A 16,503-nucleotide genomic window follows, 5' to 3' on the forward strand; every position below is an offset into this window, starting at 1 on the left:
CGGCCCGTGCCTGCTCCTTGGCGGGCGCATATCGTGGGGCGTGGCGGGGGCTTGACCGGTCTCTGCCGTGACGTCTATCGACAGGGGAACCGGTGACGACCGAAGGTTCGGGTGTTGTGGAACAGGCTGGCACGGCGGCGGCGCCGGCGGCCGTGCGTATCCACAGCCTCTGGAAGAAGTATGGAGATCACACCGCCGTCGCGGGAATCGATCTGACGCTGCCCGCAGGGCGGTTCATCGGGCTGGTGGGCCCGAACGGCGCCGGCAAGACCACCACGCTCTCCATGGTGACCGGCCTGCTGCGGCCGGACTCGGGGCAGGTGGAGATCGGCGGGCACGACGTCTGGCAGGACCCGGTCGCCGTGAAGTCCCGGATCGGCGTACTGCCCGAAGGACTGCGCCTGTTCGAGCGACTCTCCGGCGCCGAGCTCCTCTCGTACATCGGTCGGCTGCGGGGGCTGCCCGGCGACGAGGTGGACAAGCGGGCCGGTCAGCTGCTGGACGTGCTCGACCTGTCCGGGGCCCGGAACAAGCTGGTCGTCGACTACTCCACCGGTATGCGCAAGAAGATCGGGCTGGCGGCGGCACTGCTGCACAATCCGGAGATCCTCTTCCTGGACGAGCCGTTCGAGGGGGTGGACCCCGTCTCGGCGCAGACCATCCGCGGCGTGCTGGAGCGGTACACCGGGTCCGGCGCGACCGTCATCTTCTCCAGCCATGTGATGGAGCTGGTCGAGTCGCTGTGCGACTGGGTGGCCGTGATCGCGGGCGGCAAGATCCGCGCCGACGGACCGCTCGCCCAGGTACGCGGTGACGCGCCCTCCCTCCAGGACGCCTTCCTCGAACTGGTCGGCGCGGGCGGCCGCGCGCGTGCCGGGCAGGACCTGGACTGGCTGGGCGGGAGCGGCGCACGATGAGTACGCAGGTCCGAGCGGTGAGCCGGGAGTCGGCCACGGGCCCTGCGCCCGCCCTCACCCCCCTCTTCGTACGGCTCAAGCTGTCGCTGCTGAAGAACGGCCTGCGGCAGTCCGCCGGCCGCACCGCCGCGTACATCGCCTCGATCGTCGTCACCCTGCTGATCGCCGCCGGGCTGCTGCTCGGGCTGATCCTGCTGCGCGGCGTGCCCGGCGCGCCGACGGTGGCCGTGCTGCTCACGGCGCTCGTCGCGCTCGGCTGGGCCGCGATGCCGCTGTTCTTCCCGAGCGGCGACGAGACGCTGGACCCCACGCGGCTGGTGATGCTGCCGCTGCGGCCCCGGCCGATGATCATTGCGCTGCTGGTCGCCTCGCTGATCGGCACCGGGCCGGTCTTCACGCTCGTCCTGGCGGCCGGTTCCGTGATCGCCGTGGCGCACGGCGCGGCGGCCGCGCTCGTCGGGGTCGTGGCGACGGTGCTGGTGCTCCTCGTGTGCGCGGCGCTGGCCCGCGCCATCGCCACCGCGAACGTACGGCTGCTCACCAGCCGCCGCGGCCGCGATCTCGCCGTCCTCAGCGGCCTGTTCGTGGCGGTCGGCGCGCAGGGCATCAACCTCGGCGCTTCGAAGCTCTCCGAGGCGCAGAGCCTGACGGTGCTGGAGCCGGTCTCCGACGTGCTGCGCTGGATCCCGCCGGCCTCGGCGGTGGACGCGGTGGCCGCGACGAGCGAGGGCGCGTACGGGCGTGCCGCGCTCGGGCTCGCGCTCACGGCGCTCGCGCTGGTGCTGCTCGTGTGGTGGTGGCTCCGCACCCTCACCCGGGTGATGACCTCGCCTGACTCCTCGACGCTCCAGGCCGCGGAGACCGACAGCGGCCGCAAGCGCGCCGACAAGGCGGGCGGCGGCTGGGCGCGGCTGCTGCCGGGCGGCCGTACGGGGACGGTCATGCAGCGCACGCTGCGGTACGCGTGGCGTGACCCGAAGACGAAGATGGGCTGGGCCTCGGGGCTCGGCGTCGGTCTGCTCGTGCCCCTCGTGTCGGTCGTGCAGGGCAAGGGCAGCGTCTACACCGCCTGCTGGGCGGCGGGGCTGCTCGGTATGCAGATGTACAACCAGTTCGGGCAGGACACCTCGGCGTTCTGGATGGTGGCCTCGACGATCTCCACGCGGCGCGACGCGTACGTGGAGCTGCGCGGGCGGGCGCTGGCGCTGTGCCTGGTCGCGGTGCCGTACGTGACGCTGGTGGTGATCGGTTCCGCGGCGCTCCTCGACAGCTGGGACGTGTTCCCGGAGGCGTACGGGCTCTCGCTCGCGCTGCTCGGTGCGCTGATCGCCACGGGCGCGTTCGCCTCCGTCTTCTTCCCGTACTCGATCCCGTCCGAGGGCAACAAGAACGTCGCTCCGGGGCAGGCCGGGCTCGCCTGGATCAGCATCCTGGGCGGGATGGTCGTGGGCGCGGCGCTCTGTGCCCCAATGGTCGGCCTGACGATCGGGCTGCATGTGGCGGGGCTGCACGGGCTGCTGTGGCTGGTGCTGCCGCTGGGTGTGGCGTACGGGGTGGGCGTGGCCTTCCTGGGCCTGTGGCTGAGCGCCCGTCATGTGCTGCGGCGACTGCCGGAGATCCTGGCGGCGGTGAGCCGGGGCTAGGGCTGCCGGGCCGGCGCCCGGCCACGCGGGGGCCTCGCCGCCCACCGTCGAACGCGTGCCCCGGAGCATGAGCTCCGGGGCACGCGCATGTCCGGTCGGCGGCCCTCTGGCGCGCCCGCAGACCTCTGGCGAAAGCTTCCGCCCCGGTTCGGCGGCGGTGCCGTCAGGCCGGGAGGGCCGTATGCAGGAACGGTTCCAGGCAGCGGCGCCAGTCCTCGGGGCGCTCCCACGGGACGAGGTGGCCGGCGTCGGGGATCTCGGCGTACACGCCGCGCGGGAGGACGCGGACCATCTCCTGTGCCTCGGCGCGGCCCAGTTCGCCGTCGAGGCCGCGGACGACCAGGGTGGGGCACTCCACCAGCGCCAGTTCCTCCCAGTGCGCGTCGTGCACCCAGGCCTCGCGGACGGCGAGCATCTGGCGGCGGGAGAAGACCGGTCGCCAGCCGTCGGCGCGCTCGGCCATCACCTCGGCGAAGAACTCGCCGCGGGCCGGCCGGGGCCGCTCCAGCGTGGGGTCGTCCTCGCCGAACCATTTGCGGACGTCGGCGAGGGTGGCGAAGGGGACCGGCCAGGAGCGGAACCATTCCTCCCATTCGCGCTGCGAGGCCGCGCCCAGCGCGGAGGCCCGCATGTCGCAGATGACCAGAGCGCTGACGAGGTCGGGCCGCCGGGCGGCGAGCTGCCAGGCGGTGAGCGCTCCCATGGAATGGCCGATAAGTGCCACCGGCGCGAGGTGCAGTTCCTCGATGGCGGCGATGGCGTCCTCCACGTACGTCAGGCGGTCGAACGGCCCGTCGCCGGGCTTCTCGCTGCGGCCGTGGCCCCGTTGGTCCAGGCCCACGGGGCGGTAGCGCGCGCCGAGCCAGCGGGCGGTCTCCGCCCAGTGCGCCGCCCGTCCCATCAGGCCGTGCAGGAGCAGCACACCGGGACCTCGTCCGTTGTGCTTCTGCTCCGATCCCTCGCCGTAGGCCTTGGGAGGGTCGGTGAACTCCCAGGCCGCGAGCCGTACGCCCCCGCTACCTGTCACGTCGATGCGCCGCACCATTGCTTGGCACCCCCATCCGTCCCCTTGAGCAGCCCCACACTATCGAACCCATATTCGAATGTACTGCCGTCGCGTCTCAACACCCCTCGTACGAGTGACCATGCTCAAGGATTGGCCGCCCGCCGCAGGGAAAGAGTGTGAGCGGGAGGCGGGCCCTGACGGGAAGAGGGCCCGCGGGGGAAGACCCTGAGAGCTCGGGGCTCCGGGTCTTCGCGGGGGGACATGGGGAGGCAGGGCCCCGGCTGCTCGCAGCGCCGGGGCCCCTGCTGTCCGTGGCCCCCCGGCCAGGCGATGCTTCCGTCCGCGGACTCATCCGAGCCCCCTCCCCAAGGGGTCACGGCGGCCGGCCGGATGTGTTCCCCGCGCACCCGCCGACGCCCGTCCCCAGGTCCTCAACGCCTCACGCCCATGCGCCCACGCGCATGTGACAGCGCCAGGGTGACACGGAGCCGCGCCCACCGCTCGCATTCCGCCAAGTCCACGGCGGGCAGGCGGCCGGAGCGCGCCCTGGTACAGGCAATTGTTCCAGGTCAGGGGCGCAAAAGAGACGGAAGGGGCGGCGAAAAAATCTTCGCGGAACAGCGAAGCGGAACATGCCGCGGGAAGCGGCGGTGAAGCCGTCGCACCGGGTGGGCGCCTGCGCAGGCATCGCGGAAGCGGCGCCCCACCGGTGAAGCGGAGCGGCGGCACGCGGACGGAGCGACCGCCGGAGCGGCGCCGGCGAGCGGGCCGGAAGAGGTCAGCGCTTCGCCACGAAGACGTGCTGCGCGATGTCGGTGGCCAGCTCGGCGGCCTCGCCGCTGCTGCCGACCAGCACCCCGGCCGACGACTCCGTCACGCTCACCACGGCCCCCGGCTGCACCCCGGCGCGCCGCAGCGTGTACATCAGCTGGGCGTCCGTCTGGATGGGCTCGCCGATCCGCCGTACGACGACGGTCTTGCCGTCGGCGCCCGGGTCGAGGTCCATCAGGCTCAGCAGGCCCTCGTCCAGGAACGCATCGGCCTCGGCCTTCTCGCCCAGCTCGTCCAGGCCGGGGATGGGATTGCCGTACGGCGACTCGGTCGGGTGGCGCAGCAGCTCCAGGACGCGGCGCTCGACCGCCTCGCTCATGACGTGCTCCCAGCGGCAGGCCTCGGCGTGCACCTGCTCCCACTCCAGGCCGATCACGTCGACGAGCAGGCACTCGGCGAGCCGGTGCTTGCGCATCACGCGCGTCGCCAGGCGGCGGCCCTCCTCGGTCAGCTCCAGATGCCGGTCACCGGCGACCTGGACCAGGCCGTCCCGCTCCATGCGGGCAACGGTCTGGCTGACCGTCGGGCCACTCTGGTCGAGCCGCTCGGCGATCCGAGCGCGCATCGGGACCACACCTTCCTCTTCCAGTTCGAGGATGGTGCGGAGATACATCTCCGTGGTGTCGATCAGTCCGGACATGCGTGCCCCTCGGCTGTGTCGTGCGATGGCCCTGGACTCAATTCTGACGCATCCCACCGACAACGGTGCCGCCCGTGGGCCGAAGGGCGGTCGGAAGCGCTGCCCGGAAGCGGCCGTCGAGCGGCCGTCCGGCCCGTGACCGGCGCCGTACGCACGGCGTTCGCCATCCGCCGGCACCTTTCGGCCCTACGGTACGGGCGCCGTATTGACAGGGCACTGGTCCAGACCGCAACGTGAGCCGCGCCACGACCGCGGAACCGGCCCCACCCGAGCGCCACAGGAGCGACCGTGTACCGCTGCGGGCGGCCGTGCACCACTGCGGCGCGAGACGCCCGTCCGGCTCCGACCGGCCGGACGGGGCCATACGAGGAGAGGGGCGCTCCGCGATGGGCGGAAGCGAGAGCAACGGGCTGGCCGGGCAGTTCTTCGACGCGGCGATCGACCTGCTGCGAACGGTGCGCGACACCGAGGGCGAGCGGATCGTCGAGGCGGGAACGCTGATCGCCGACACCGTGGCGGCCGGCGGCCGGATCTTCTGCTTCGGCGCCGGGCACTCCTCGCTGCCCGCCCAGGACACGGTCTACCGGGCCGGCGGCCTGGCGGTGATGAACCTGCTGGCCGTACCGGGGGTGGTGGGCGTCGACGTGATGCCCGCGACGCTGGGCAGCGCCCTGGAGCGGGTCGACGGGCTGGCCGCCGCCGTCCTGGACTCCAGCCCGGCGCGGGCCGGCGACCTGCTGGTGGTCATCTCGCTGTCCGGCCGGAACGCGCTGCCCGTGGAAATGGCGCTGAACGCCCGCGCGCTGGGCCTGAAGGTCATCGGGCTGACCTCCGTCGGGTACGCGGACGGCACCAAGTCGCGGCATGTCTCCGGCACGTTCCTCAAGGACCACTGCGACATCGTGCTGGACAGCCGGATCCCGGTCGGCGACGCGGAGCTGACCGCGCCGGGCATCGAGGCGCCGTTCGCGCCCGCCTCGACCGTCGTCACCAGCGCGATCATGCAGGCGGTCGTGGCGACCGCTGCGGGGACGCTCGCGGAGCGCGGCATCGACCCGCCGCTGCTCCGCTCGGGGAACGTCGACGGCGGCCACGAGTGGAACGGCCGGGTCATGCGCGAGTACGCGGACCGGATCTTCTACCGGCACTGAGAGGCCCCCGCCGCCCGGCACCGAGAGACCGTGGGCGCCCGGCACCGAGAGGACCGCGGGGCGCGGGCCCGGCACCACGCGCCCCGGCGTCATCTCTTGCCCAGCGCGTCCGCCAGGTCCAGGGACGCGGCGATACGGGATGCGACGTCCTCGGCGTACGCGGCGTCCGCGCGGTCGAAGGGGCGGCGGGACGCGCCGCGCAGGAAGGTGGCCACCCCCACCGTCCGGCCGCGGCTGCGCAGCACCACGCACAGACCGTGCACCGTCCCCTCGGGCCACTTGCGGGCCGCCGCCCAGCCCTCGGGCGAGGCGGAGAGGCCCGCGCTGGCCCGGACCGAGCCGCGGCGCCGGTATGCCTGGACGGCCGGATGGCCCGGTACGTAGGCCAGCGGGATGCCGGTGGCGGCGACCGGCTGGGAGGGGCCGGGCGCGCCCGCCGGCGAGGCGAGGGCCCGGACCAGTCGGGGCGCGGGGTCCCCGGTGTCGTCGGGCGGCGCGCCCACGTCCGCGTCCTCGATGGGCGTGGTGGCGTCCAGCCCGGAGAGCGGCGGACCGGCGGGCGACGGTACGGCCGCCAGGTCGACCAGGCCGTGGTCGGCGAAGCCGGCGAGCGCGAAGTCGAGCTGGACGGCGGCGGCCTCCATCGGGTCCTCGCACTCGGCTGCGGCGCGGCCCGCGCGGTGCAGCTGGTGGGCGCGGAAGCGCTGGAGCGAGCTGTCCTGTTCGCTGCGCTTGGTGTCGGTGATGTCCTGGAAGAGCCAGCCGACGCCGAGGGGGACGGGTTCCTCGGCGAGCGGTGATGCCAGCCGCAGGAAGCCGCTGCGCCAGCAACGGCGGGGCTCCTCCGCCTCCTCGGCGCGCAGCGTCACCCACAGTTCGGTGGCGGCCGGGGGCGCGCCCTCGGCCAGGACGTGCTGGAGGGCGCCCTCCAGTTCCTCGACGCCCTGGGCGAGCAGGTCCCCCAGCGGGCGCCCGAGTACGTGCGTACGCCCCAGTCCCAGGGCGCGCGCGGCGTGGGCGTTGACGACGGCGGGGCGCAGGTCGGCGTCGACGAGGACCACGCCCCAGGAGGCGTCGTCGAAGAGGGCCTCGCTGAGCGCGATGGAGCGCTCCAGGTCGATCTGGGTGTGCACCTCGCTGAAGGCGCAGTAGACGCCGGCGGGCGCGCCGTCGGTGCCGGTGACGGCGGAGGACTGGGTACGGACCAGGACCCGGCCGCCGTCCTTGGTGAGCAGCGCGAACTCGTGCACCTGGCGGCCCGGCGCGGTCATGGCGCCCATCAGGGCCGCGTGCACCTCGTCGGCGTCCTCCGCGCGTACGGCCCAGCCGGCCAGGCCGGCGCGGCCGACCGCCTCGGCGGTGGTCCAGCCGAGGATGCGTTCGGCCTCACGGTTCCAGTGGGTGACGGTGCCGTCGGCGTCGAAGGCGCACAGGGCGGCATCCATGCCGTCCAGGAGTGCCGCGAGCAGACCGGAGTCCTCGCTGTCGGGCGGGGGCGGATCCGCGTCGGCCTCCTGGTCGTGGCGCTGGTCCGGGCGGCCCGGTTCTCCGGGCAGCGCGGCATTGAAGTGGCGGGACGAAGCAGTCACTGGCACCCCCTGCTGGACGCGGCTGCACGTGCTGCACGTCGGATCATTCAACTGGAACGTGATGCAGCCCACACCCCATTCCGGAAAATCTCCGCCCGCCGGAAATTCGGTTGTGGAGGGCCGGAGGGGTTCCTAGTGTGTGGAGCACACGAGAAGGGAGGTGGTTCGGCAGATGTATGCACACCGGACGCGTGAGGTGGCTGCGGGCTAGCGGCCCGTCGCTTCACTCAGTGCAGCGCCGGACCAGCGCACGAGAGCTGTGCGCAGCCGGCCAATCCCAAGCAGTCACCCGACCCGCGGGCCGCCGGTTCGTCCGACCGGCCCCCGGCGCCTACCGGCGCCGGGGAGATGGCCCGCGGGTCGTCTGCGTTCGCGGGCCGTGACGAGGCCGGCCCCGTCCCGCTCCTACGGCGCCAGCCGCTCCACGGTCCAGCCGGCGCCCGTCGCGCGGACGTACCGCAGCCGGTCGTGCAGGCGGTTCTCGCGCCCCTGCCAGAACTCCACGCTCTCGGCGGCGACCCGGTAGCCGCCCCAGTGCGCCGGCGCCGGCACCTGCTCGCCCTCGGGGTAGCGGGCCGCGAGGTCGGCGTACGCCCGCTCCAGCTCCTCCCGGGAGCCGATCACCGAGGACTGTTCGCTGGCCCAGGCGCCCAGCTGGGAGCCGTGCGGGCGGGTGCGGAAGTAGGCGGCGGTCTCGTCGCGGCCGATGCGCTCCGCGGTACCGCCGACGATGACCTGGCGGGCGAGCGGGTGCCAGGGGAAGAGCAGCGAGACGGCCGGATTGTGCTCCAGCTCGCGGCCCTTGCGGCTGGTGTAGTTGCTGAAGAAGACGAAGCCCCGGTCGTCGAACGCCTTCAGCAGGACGGTGCGGGAGCTGGGCCGCCCGTCCGCGTCGGCGGTGGAGACGACCATGGCGTTGGGCTCGTGTATGCCGCTCGCGGCCGCTTCCTTGAACCAGCGCGCGAACTGCTCGTACGGAGTGCCCGCGAGGTCTTCCTCGGCGAGGCCGTGCGCGCGGTACTGGGCGCGCATCGATGCGGGGTCGGGGTGGGCTGCGGATGCGGCGTCGGCGGGGTGCACGGGCATATCTTGCAGCATCCGGCGGGCAGTACGGGCGGGCGACGGCCGGCCCGTGCGCCACTCGTGGCCCGGCAGTCTGCCCGTCTTCGGGGACGCGTAACCCTCCCGTCAGGAAATCGCACAGTGTGCCGGATGTCACGCTTCCCCGCACGTGCCGAACCCACCAAAATCATCTGGTGGGGCGCTGTGGACTCCGGACATCCGGAGATATGGTGTCCGCCCCTGAACGCACTGAACGCCGGAACCGAACCGGTGACGTACCGTCACCGCCCGCGGTCCGACCGGAATGCGGGGACCGCCGGGCGAGCGAAAGCAGTCCAGGCAAGGAGTACCGACGACCGCATCACACGTGACCGCACGGCCCCGACCGCACGGCACCGTGGCCACGAGCCGCGCCGCCGTCCCTAGCTTGAGGAGCTTGCCTGATGTCCGACTTCGTACCCGGGCTCGAAGGAGTCGTCGCGTTCGAGACGGAGATCGCCGAACCTGACAAGGAAGGCGGCTCGCTGCGGTACCGCGGCGTCGACATCGAAGACCTGGTCGGCAATGTGTCGTTCGGGAACGTGTGGGGCCTGCTGGTCGACGGGGCCTTCAATCCGGGCCTGCCGCCCGCCGAGCCGTTCCCCATTCCGGTGCACTCCGGTGACATCCGGGTGGACGTGCAGTCCGCGCTCGCCATGCTCGCGCCCGTGTGGGGCCTGAAGCCGCTGCTGGACATCGACGAGGCCGAGGCGCGCGACAACCTCGCGCGGGCCGCCGTCATGGCCCTCTCGTACGTGGCCCAGTCGGCGCGCGGCCAGGGCCTGCCGATGGTCCCGCAGAAGGAGATCGACAAAGCGGAGACCGTCGTCGAGCGCTTCATGAAGCGGTGGCGCGGCGAGCCCGACCCCAAGCACGTGAAGGCCGTCGACGCGTACTGGACGTCGGCCGCCGAGCACGGCATGAACGCCTCCACCTTCACCGCCCGCGTCATCGCCTCCACCGGCGCCGACGTGGCCGCTGCGCTCTCGGGTGCGGTGGGCGCGATGTCCGGTCCGCTGCACGGCGGCGCGCCGTCCCGGGTGCTGGGCATGATCGAGGAGATCGAGCGCACCGGTGACGCGAAGGCGTACGTGAAGAACGCGCTGGACCGCGGCGAGCGGCTGATGGGCTTCGGGCACCGCGTGTACCGGGCGGAGGACCCGCGCGCCCGTGTGCTGCGACGGACGGCCAAGGAGCTGGGCGCGCCCCGCTTCGAGGTCGCCGAGGCGCTGGAGAAGGCGGCGCTGGAGGAGCTGCACAACCGCCGCCCCGACCGGGTGCTGGCGACGAACGTGGAGTTCTGGGCGGCGATCACGCTGGACTTCGCCGAGGTCCCGGCGCACATGTTCACCTCGATGTTCACGTGTGCGCGTACGGCCGGGTGGAGCGCGCACATCCTGGAGCAGAAGCGGACGGGCCGGCTGGTGCGGCCGTCCGCCCGGTACGTGGGCCCCGCGGCCCGCAGCCCGCGCGACATCTCGGGTTACGGGGACATCGCGGGCAGCTGACGGCCGGCAGTGATCAGGGACGGGCGCCCCCGCGGGGCGCCCGTTCTCATGTCGCCAGCGCCTCGTCGAGCAGCAGCGCCCACTGCGCCACCACCCGCTCGCGGCGGGTGGTGTCGTCGCTGAGGAGGGTGGCGAGGCCCAGGCCGCGGGCCATGTCCAGCAGGCCCTGGACGGTCTCCCGCACGCCGGGGACGGTCTCGTCGGCGCCCAGCAGCTCCACGGCGATGCGGTGCGACTCGCGGCCGACCCTGGCCTCCAGTTCGGTGACCCGGCCGTGCAACTGGTCCTCGTTGGCGGCGGCGACCCAGAGGTGCAGCGCGGCCCGGAAGAGCGGGCCCGTGTAGAGGTCGACGACGGCGGTGACCACGGCCCGGCGGTCGGCCGGCGCGGAGGCCGGGAAGAGGGCGCGCAGGGCGTGGGAGCGCTCTTCGGCGACGTACTCGACGGCCGCGGTGAAGAGGTCCTCGCGGGTGGGGAAGTGGTGCTGTGCCGCGCCCCGGGAGACGCCCGCGCGCTCGGCGACGACGGACACCGTGGAGCCCGCCCAGCCGTGTTCGGCGAGGCAGGAGACGGCCGCTTCCAGCAGCTTGCGGCGGGTGGCGCGGCTGCGGTCCTGCTGCGGCTCCTTGGGGGCGCGGGTCACTGTGCCCATGACGGCTCCCGGCGCTCCAGGAAGGCGGTCATGCCCTCGCGGGCCTCCTCGGAGGAGAAGAGGCGGGCGGACTGTTCGGCGAGCGAGTCGGTGTCCCGGTCGAAGGCGCGCAGCACGGCGGCGGAGGTGAGCTTCTTGGACTCCGCCAGGCCCTGCGGCGAGCCCTTGCGCAGGCCCGCCAGCAGCGGTTCCAGGGCCGCGTCGACGTCGTCGGCGGCCAGCGTCACCAGGCCCGTCCGGGCCGCCTCGGCGGCGTCGAAGCGCTCGCCGGTGAGGTAGTAGCGGGTGGCGGCGCGGGCGTCCATGCGGGGCAGTACGGGCAGGGAGATGACGGCCGGGGCCAGGCCGAGGCGCGCCTCGGTGAAGGCGAAGGTCGCGCCGGGCCCGGCCACGGAGATGTCGCAGGCGGCGAGCAGCCCGAGCCCCCCGGCCCGTACGTGTCCGGTGACGCGCGCGACGACCGGGACCGGCAGGCCGACGATCTCGCGCAGCAGCCGGGCCAGCCCGAGCGGGCCGTCCTTGGCCGCGCCGGACGTCGCCTCGGAGAGGTCGGCGCCGGCGCAGAAGGTGGTGCCGGTGTGGGTGAGGACGACGGCGCGGGTGCCGGGGTCGGCGACGGCGTCCGCGAGGCCCTGCCGCAGTTCGGTGACCAGGCGGGCGGAGAGCGCGTTGCGGTTGCCGGGCGAGTCCAGGGTGAGCGTGGTGATGCCGCGCTCGTGTGCCCGCGGCACCAGGGGGGTCTCGGGTGCGTCGGTCATGAGTCCTGCGAACTCCTTTCCCGGGCGCGGAGTTCGCGCCGCAGGATCTTGCCGGTGGCGGCGCGCGGTACGGCGTCCGTGAACTCCACCCGCCGGATCTTCTTGTAGGGGGCCACCCGGTCTGCAACGTACGCGATGATCTCCCGCTCGGTGAGCAGGGCCCCCGGTTGCGGTACGACGTACGCCTTGGGTATCTCATTGCCGTCGGCGTCGGTGACGCCGATGACGGCCGCGTCGGCGATGTCCTCGTGCTGGAGCAGAACGGCCTCCAGGTCGGCGGGGGCCACCTGGTAACCCTTGTACTTGATCAGCTCCTTGACCCGGTCGACGACGTGCAGCCAGCCGTCCGCGTCGCAGTGGCCGATGTCGCCGGTGTGCAGCCAGCCGTCGGCGTCGATCATGGCGTCGGTGGCCTCCGGGCGCCCCAGGTAGCCCTTCATGACCTGGGGGCCGCGGATGAGGATCTCGCCGGTGTCGCCGGTGCCGAGGTCGGCGCCGCCGTCCAGGTCGACGATGCGCATCTCGGTGCCGGGCAGCAGCTTGCCGACCGCGCCGGGCGGCGCCTGGCGGGCGTCCCGCGGGACGACGTGGGTGCCGGGCGAGAGTTCGGTCATGCCGTACGCCTGGAGGACCGGCGGCAGCTTCAGGCGCGCGGCGCAGGCGGCGGCCAGCTCGGCGTCCAGCGGTGCGGCGGCGCTGAGCAGGTACTCCAGCGACGAGAGGTCTCTGCCCTCGACGGCCGGGTGCTTGGCGAGCGCGAGGACGATGGGCGGGGCCACGTAGACGGCGGTGCACCGGTACTTCTCGATGGCGCCGAGGAAGCTGTCGAGGTCGAAGCGGGGCAGCACGACGACCGTGGCGCCCTTCCGCAGCGGGGCGTTCATCAGCGCGGTGTAGCCGTAGATGTGGAACATCGGGAGTACGGCCAGGACGCGGTCGCCGGGGCCCGCGGTGAGGACGCCGTCGAGCTGGACGAGGTTGGTGGCGATGTTGCGGTGGGTGAGCATCACGCCCTTGGGCGCGCCGGTGGTGCCGGAGGAGTACGGCAGGCACGCCAGGTCCTCGGCGGGGTCGAGGGCGACCTGCGGCTCGGGCGCGCCGGTGGCCAGCAGGTCGGACAGCGAGCGGTGGCCCGGAGCGCCGTCGCAGACGAAGATCTCGGTGATGCCGCCGCACTTCTCGGCGGCCGTACGGGCCGTCGGCAGCAGCGCGGAGACCGTCACCAGCCAGCGGGCGCCGGAGTCGCGGAGCTGCTTGGCGACCTCGTCGGCGGTGGCCAGCGGGTGGACGGGCGTCACGGCGGCGCCGCAGCGGGAGGCGGCGTAGCAGACGACGGGGTAGACGACGGAGTTCGGGCTGTGCAGGGCGAGGACGTCGCCCTTGCGGACGCCCGCCTCGGCGAACGCCGCGGCGAGGCGGCGGGTGCGGGCGTCCAGTTCGGCGTAGGTGAGGGTGGTGCCGGTCAGGCCGTCGATGAGGGCCGGCCGGTCGCCGTGCCCGGGGGCCGACCGGCCCAGTACGGCTTCGTGGATCGGCAGGTCGAGGGGGGCGACGCCGGGGTACTCGCTGCGGAACACCATGGACTCACGGCCCTTCGCTCGGTGGTCGGTAGCCGGCTTCTGCGGCTGCGGTGTCGGACGATGTTCCGCAGCATGGCGGTCTCAGTAGGACTTGGGGAGACCCAGGGACTGGTGGGAGACAAAGTTGAGGATCATCTCCCGGCTGACCGGGGCGATTCTGGCCACCCGGGCCGCGGTGATCATCGAGGCGAGGCCGTACTCAGCGGTGAGGCCGTTGCCGCCGAGGGTGTGCACGGCCTGGTCGACGGTCTTCACCGCGGCCTCCCCCGCCGCGTACTTGGCCATGTTGGCGGCCGCGCCCGCGCCCATGTCGTCGCCGCTGTCGTAGAGATGGGCCGCCTTGTGCATCATCAGCCGGGCCAGCTCGATGTCGATGTGGCACTGGGCGAGCGGGTGGGCGATGGCCTGGTGGGCGCCGACGGGCACCTTCCAGACCTGCCGGTCGCGGGCGTACTCCAGCGCCCGGCCCAGGGCGTAGCGGGCCATGCCGAGGGCGAAGGCGGCGGTCATGATGCGCTCGGGGTTGAGCCCGGCGAAGAGCTGGAGGAGGCCCGCGTCCTCGTCCCCGACCAGCGCGTCGGCGGGCAGTCGTACGTCGTCCAGCACCAGCTCGAACTGCTTCTCCGGCGCCGCCAGTTCCATCTCGATCGGGCTGCGGGAGAAGCCCGGCGCTTCGCGCGGCACGATGAAGAGGCAGGGCTTGAGCTTGCCCGTCTTCGCGTCCTCCGTACGGCCGACGATCAGCGTGGCCTCGGCGATGTCGACGCCGGAGATGAAGACCTTGCGGCCGTTGAGTATCCAGTCGCCGGTCTCCGGGTCGCGGCGCGCCGTGGTGGTGATGCGGTGCGAGTTGGAGCCGGCGTCGGGCTCGGTGATGCCGAACGCCATCTTGCGGGAGCCGTCGGCGAGCCCGGGCAGCCACTGCCGCTTCTGCTCCTCGGTGCCGAAGCGGGCGATGACGGTGCCGCAGATGGCGGGCGAGACGACGAGCATCAGCAGGGGGCAGCCGGCCGCGCCCAGCTCTTCGAGGACGATGGCGAGTTCGGCGATGCCGCCGCCTCCGCCGCCGTGCTCCTCGGGCAGGTTGACGCCCAGGTAGCCGAGCTTGGCGGCCTCGGCCCAGAGGTCGTCGGTGTGCTTGCCCTCGGCGACGACGCGGGTGAAGTACTCGCGTCCGTACCGCTTGCCGAGTGCGGCGACGGCCGCGCGGAGGGCCTGCTGCTCTTCGGTTTCGATCAGGCTCACGGGGTGCTCCTTCGAGGGGTGTCGGTCAGTCCGAAACGACGGCCAGCAGGGCGCCCACCTCGACCTGGCGGCCGGGCTCGGCGTGCAGCGCCGTCACCGTCCCGGTCGCAGGCGCAGTGATCTTGTGCTCCATCTTCATCGCCTCCAGCCACAGCAGCGGCTGCCCGGCCTCCACGCGGGCCCCTTCGGCGACCCCGTCCGCGACACGGACCACCGTGCCCGGCATCGGCGCCAGCAGCGATCCGGGTTCCTGGCGGGCCGTGGGGTCGGGGAAGCGGGGCAGCGCGGTGAGGGCCGTGGCACCGAGCGGGGAGTCGACGTACACCCGGTCACCGTGCACGGCGACCTCGTACGTGCGGCGCACCCCGCCGGACTCCAGGACGACGCGGTCGCCGGATACGGCCACGACCTGCACGCCGTCCGCCGTGAGGCCGTCGCGGGTGTACCGGTAGCGCGCCTCGTGCTCCTCGCCGTCCGTGTCGGTGCGGTACCGCTTGAGCTGCGGCTGGGAGGGCACGTTGCGCCAGCCGCCGAAGCGCGAACGGCCGTGCGCGTCGGCGAGGGCGGCGGCGAGCGGCGCGTGCGGGTCGGGGTCGGCGGCCGTGAGCGCGGGCAGGTGGCGGTCGTAGAAGCCGGTGTCCATGGCGGCGCCGGTGAACTCCGGGTGGCGCAGGGAGCGTACGAGCAGATCGCGGTTGGTCACCGGCCCGTGGACGCGGGCCCGTTCCAGGGCGCCCGCCAGCTTGCGGACGGCGGCTGCGCGGGTGGGTGCCCAGGCGACGGCCTTGGCGAGCATCGGGTCGTAATGGATGCCGATGGTGTCGCCGTCGGCACAGCCGGAGTCCAGGCGGACGCCGGGGACGTCGAGGCGGTGCAGGACGCCGGTCTGCGGGGCCCAGCCGGCGGCCGGGTCCTCGGCGTAGAGGCGGGCCTCGACGGCGTGGCCGCGCGGCTCCGGCGGCGTGTCCGGCAGGGCCTCGCCCTCGGCGACGCGGAGCTGGAGCGCGACCAGGTCGATGCCGAAGATCTCCTCGGTCACCGGGTGTTCGACCTGGAGGCGGGTGTTCATCTCCAGGAAGTGCGCGGTGGAGCCGACGACGAGGAACTCGACGGTGCCGGCGCCGCGATAGTCGGTCGCACGCGCCGCCCGTACGGCCATCTCGTACAGCGTCGCCGTCGTTTCGGGGCCGATGCCGGGGGCCGGGGCCTCCTCGATGACCTTCTGGTGGCGGCGCTGGAGGGAACAGTCTCGGGTACCTAGGGGCCAGACGGTGCCGTGCGCGTCGGCGAGGATCTGCACCTCGATGTGGCGGCCGTCCTCGATGTACGGCTCGACGAACACCTCGCCGTCGCCGAACGCACTGGCGGCCTCCGCGCGGGCCGCCGCCAGCTCGCCGTCCAGATCGGCCAGCTCCCGTACGACGCGCATGCCGCGCCCGCCCCCGCCCGCCGCCGCCTTCACCAGCACCGGCAGATCGTCCGCCGTGACCTCGGTGAGCGGGGCGATGCCCATCAGCTCCTTGGCCCGGGTCTTGGACGCCATCGCCTCGATGGCGGCGGGCGGCGGGCCGACCCAGGTCAGGCCGGCGTCGGCGACCGCGGTGGCGAACTCCGCGTTCTCGGAGAGGAAGCCGTAGCCGGGGTGGACGGCATCCGCCCCGGCGTCCAGGGCGGCCTTCACGATCAGGTCGCCGCGCAGGTACGTGTCGGCGGGCGCGTCCCCCGGGAGCCGCACGGCCGCGTCCGCCTCCCTGACGTGCGGCGCTCCGGCGTCCGCGTCGGAGTGCACGGCGACGGTGGCGATGCCCAGCTCCCGGCAGGTGCGGAAGACACGGCGAGCGATCTCGCCGCGGTTGGCGACGAGGAGCGAACGAATCACTGG

13 protein-coding genes are annotated in these 16,503 nt (G+C 73.3%); 4 read left to right on the forward strand and 9 right to left on the reverse strand.

Annotation, left to right across the window (positions count from 1 at the left end; translation table 11 throughout):
* Positions 1–116: 116 nt before the first annotated feature.
* Both ACIGQF_RS24765 and ACIGQF_RS24770 read left to right on the forward strand, forming a co-directional pair.
* A complete protein-coding gene (locus tag ACIGQF_RS24765) occupies positions 117–917 on the forward strand; it encodes an ABC transporter ATP-binding protein (RefSeq protein ID WP_399714059.1) in 801 nt (266 codons plus the stop codon).
* On the forward strand, positions 914–2,560 hold the full coding sequence (locus ACIGQF_RS24770; protein WP_399714061.1) for a transporter: 1,647 nt from the start codon (positions 914–916) through the stop codon (positions 2,558–2,560). Before ACIGQF_RS24765 ends, ACIGQF_RS24770 begins: the two co-directional genes overlap by 4 nt.
* 163 nt (positions 2,561–2,723) lie before the next feature.
* On the opposite strand, the gene ACIGQF_RS24775 is transcribed toward ACIGQF_RS24770, so the two are convergent.
* Together ACIGQF_RS24775 and ACIGQF_RS24780 are read right to left on the reverse strand one after the other, a co-directional pair.
* Positions 2,724–3,605, reverse strand: coding sequence for an alpha/beta fold hydrolase (locus ACIGQF_RS24775; protein WP_399714064.1), 882 nt, complete (start codon positions 3,603–3,605; stop codon positions 2,724–2,726).
* A gap of 739 nt (positions 3,606–4,344) precedes the next feature.
* On the reverse strand, positions 4,345–5,037 hold the full coding sequence (locus ACIGQF_RS24780; protein ID WP_361559360.1) for a metal-dependent transcriptional regulator: 693 nt from the start codon (positions 5,035–5,037) through the stop codon (positions 4,345–4,347).
* A 386-nt stretch (positions 5,038–5,423) separates the two neighbouring features.
* Between ACIGQF_RS24780 and ACIGQF_RS24785 the strand changes: the two genes are divergently transcribed.
* Positions 5,424–6,188 (forward strand): SIS domain-containing protein, encoded by a 765-nt coding sequence (locus ACIGQF_RS24785; RefSeq protein WP_399714067.1) that lies wholly within the window; start codon positions 5,424–5,426, stop codon positions 6,186–6,188.
* 89 nt (positions 6,189–6,277) lie between these two features.
* Here ACIGQF_RS24785 and ACIGQF_RS24790 read toward each other — a convergent pair whose 3' ends face one another.
* Together ACIGQF_RS24790 and pdxH are read right to left on the reverse strand one after the other, a co-directional pair.
* Positions 6,278–7,633, reverse strand: coding sequence for a PAS domain-containing protein (locus ACIGQF_RS24790; protein WP_399714434.1), 1,356 nt, complete (start codon positions 7,631–7,633; stop codon positions 6,278–6,280).
* 549 nt (positions 7,634–8,182) lie between these two features.
* Positions 8,183–8,863 carry a pyridoxamine 5'-phosphate oxidase gene (gene pdxH / locus ACIGQF_RS24795; protein ID WP_399714068.1) on the reverse strand — a complete coding sequence of 227 codons (681 nt, stop codon included), beginning with the start codon at positions 8,861–8,863 and terminating at the stop codon, positions 8,183–8,185.
* Positions 8,864–9,282: 419 nt separating this feature from the next.
* Here pdxH and ACIGQF_RS24800 point away from each other — a divergent pair, with 419 nt between their 5' ends.
* Positions 9,283–10,386 (forward strand): citrate synthase 2, encoded by a 1,104-nt coding sequence (locus tag ACIGQF_RS24800; RefSeq protein WP_399714071.1) that lies wholly within the window; start codon positions 9,283–9,285, stop codon positions 10,384–10,386.
* A gap of 46 nt (positions 10,387–10,432) precedes the next feature.
* Here the strand turns inward: ACIGQF_RS24800 and ACIGQF_RS24805 are convergent, their stop codons facing one another.
* From ACIGQF_RS24805 to ACIGQF_RS24825, 5 genes are all read right to left on the reverse strand, one after another.
* Entirely contained in the window at positions 10,433–11,038 is a 606-nt protein-coding gene (locus ACIGQF_RS24805) for a TetR/AcrR family transcriptional regulator (protein ID WP_399714074.1), read from the reverse strand.
* The gene (locus ACIGQF_RS24810; protein WP_399714078.1) at positions 11,026–11,796 is read right to left on the reverse strand and encodes an enoyl-CoA hydratase family protein; all 771 of its coding nucleotides are present in this window, start codon (positions 11,794–11,796) and stop codon (positions 11,026–11,028) included. The genes ACIGQF_RS24805 and ACIGQF_RS24810 overlap by 13 nt, the downstream gene beginning before the upstream one ends.
* A complete protein-coding gene (locus ACIGQF_RS24815; protein ID WP_399714080.1) occupies positions 11,793–13,376 on the reverse strand; it encodes a 4-coumarate--CoA ligase family protein in 1,584 nt (527 codons plus the stop codon). The genes ACIGQF_RS24810 and ACIGQF_RS24815 overlap by 4 nt, the downstream gene beginning before the upstream one ends.
* 81 nt (positions 13,377–13,457) lie before the next feature.
* Entirely contained in the window at positions 13,458–14,621 is a 1,164-nt protein-coding gene (locus ACIGQF_RS24820) for an acyl-CoA dehydrogenase family protein (RefSeq protein ID WP_399714083.1), read from the reverse strand.
* Between the two features lie 25 nt (positions 14,622–14,646).
* Positions 14,647–16,500 carry an acetyl/propionyl/methylcrotonyl-CoA carboxylase subunit alpha gene (locus tag ACIGQF_RS24825; protein ID WP_399714085.1) on the reverse strand — a complete coding sequence of 618 codons (1,854 nt, stop codon included), beginning with the start codon at positions 16,498–16,500 and terminating at the stop codon, positions 14,647–14,649.
* Positions 16,501–16,503 lie beyond the last annotated feature (3 nt).

The sequence above is a fragment of the Streptomyces sp. NPDC053560 genome (assembly GCF_044544605.1).
Classification (GTDB): domain Bacteria; phylum Actinomycetota; class Actinomycetes; order Streptomycetales; family Streptomycetaceae; genus Streptomyces.

Excerpts from the sequence above, each read along its gene's own strand:
- ACIGQF_RS24770 (WP_399714061.1), top strand. The coding sequence starts at position 914 with ATGAGTACGCAGGTCCGAGCGGTGAGCCGGGAGTCGGCCACGGGCCCT.
- ACIGQF_RS24775 (WP_399714064.1), bottom strand. The coding sequence starts at position 3,605 with ATGGTGCGGCGCATCGACGTGACAGGTAGCGGGGGCGTACGGCTCGCG.
- ACIGQF_RS24780 (WP_361559360.1), bottom strand. The coding sequence starts at position 5,037 with ATGTCCGGACTGATCGACACCACGGAGATGTATCTCCGCACCATCCTC.
- ACIGQF_RS24785 (WP_399714067.1), top strand. The coding sequence starts at position 5,424 with ATGGGCGGAAGCGAGAGCAACGGGCTGGCCGGGCAGTTCTTCGACGCG.
- ACIGQF_RS24790 (WP_399714434.1), bottom strand. The coding sequence starts at position 7,633 with ATGGATGCCGCCCTGTGCGCCTTCGACGCCGACGGCACCGTCACCCAC.
- pdxH (WP_399714068.1), bottom strand. The coding sequence starts at position 8,863 with ATGCCCGTGCACCCCGCCGACGCCGCATCCGCAGCCCACCCCGACCCC.
- ACIGQF_RS24800 (WP_399714071.1), top strand. The coding sequence starts at position 9,283 with ATGTCCGACTTCGTACCCGGGCTCGAAGGAGTCGTCGCGTTCGAGACG.
- ACIGQF_RS24805 (WP_399714074.1), bottom strand. The coding sequence starts at position 11,038 with ATGGGCACAGTGACCCGCGCCCCCAAGGAGCCGCAGCAGGACCGCAGC.
- ACIGQF_RS24810 (WP_399714078.1), bottom strand. The coding sequence starts at position 11,796 with ATGACCGACGCACCCGAGACCCCCCTGGTGCCGCGGGCACACGAGCGC.
- ACIGQF_RS24815 (WP_399714080.1), bottom strand. The coding sequence starts at position 13,376 with ATGGTGTTCCGCAGCGAGTACCCCGGCGTCGCCCCCCTCGACCTGCCG.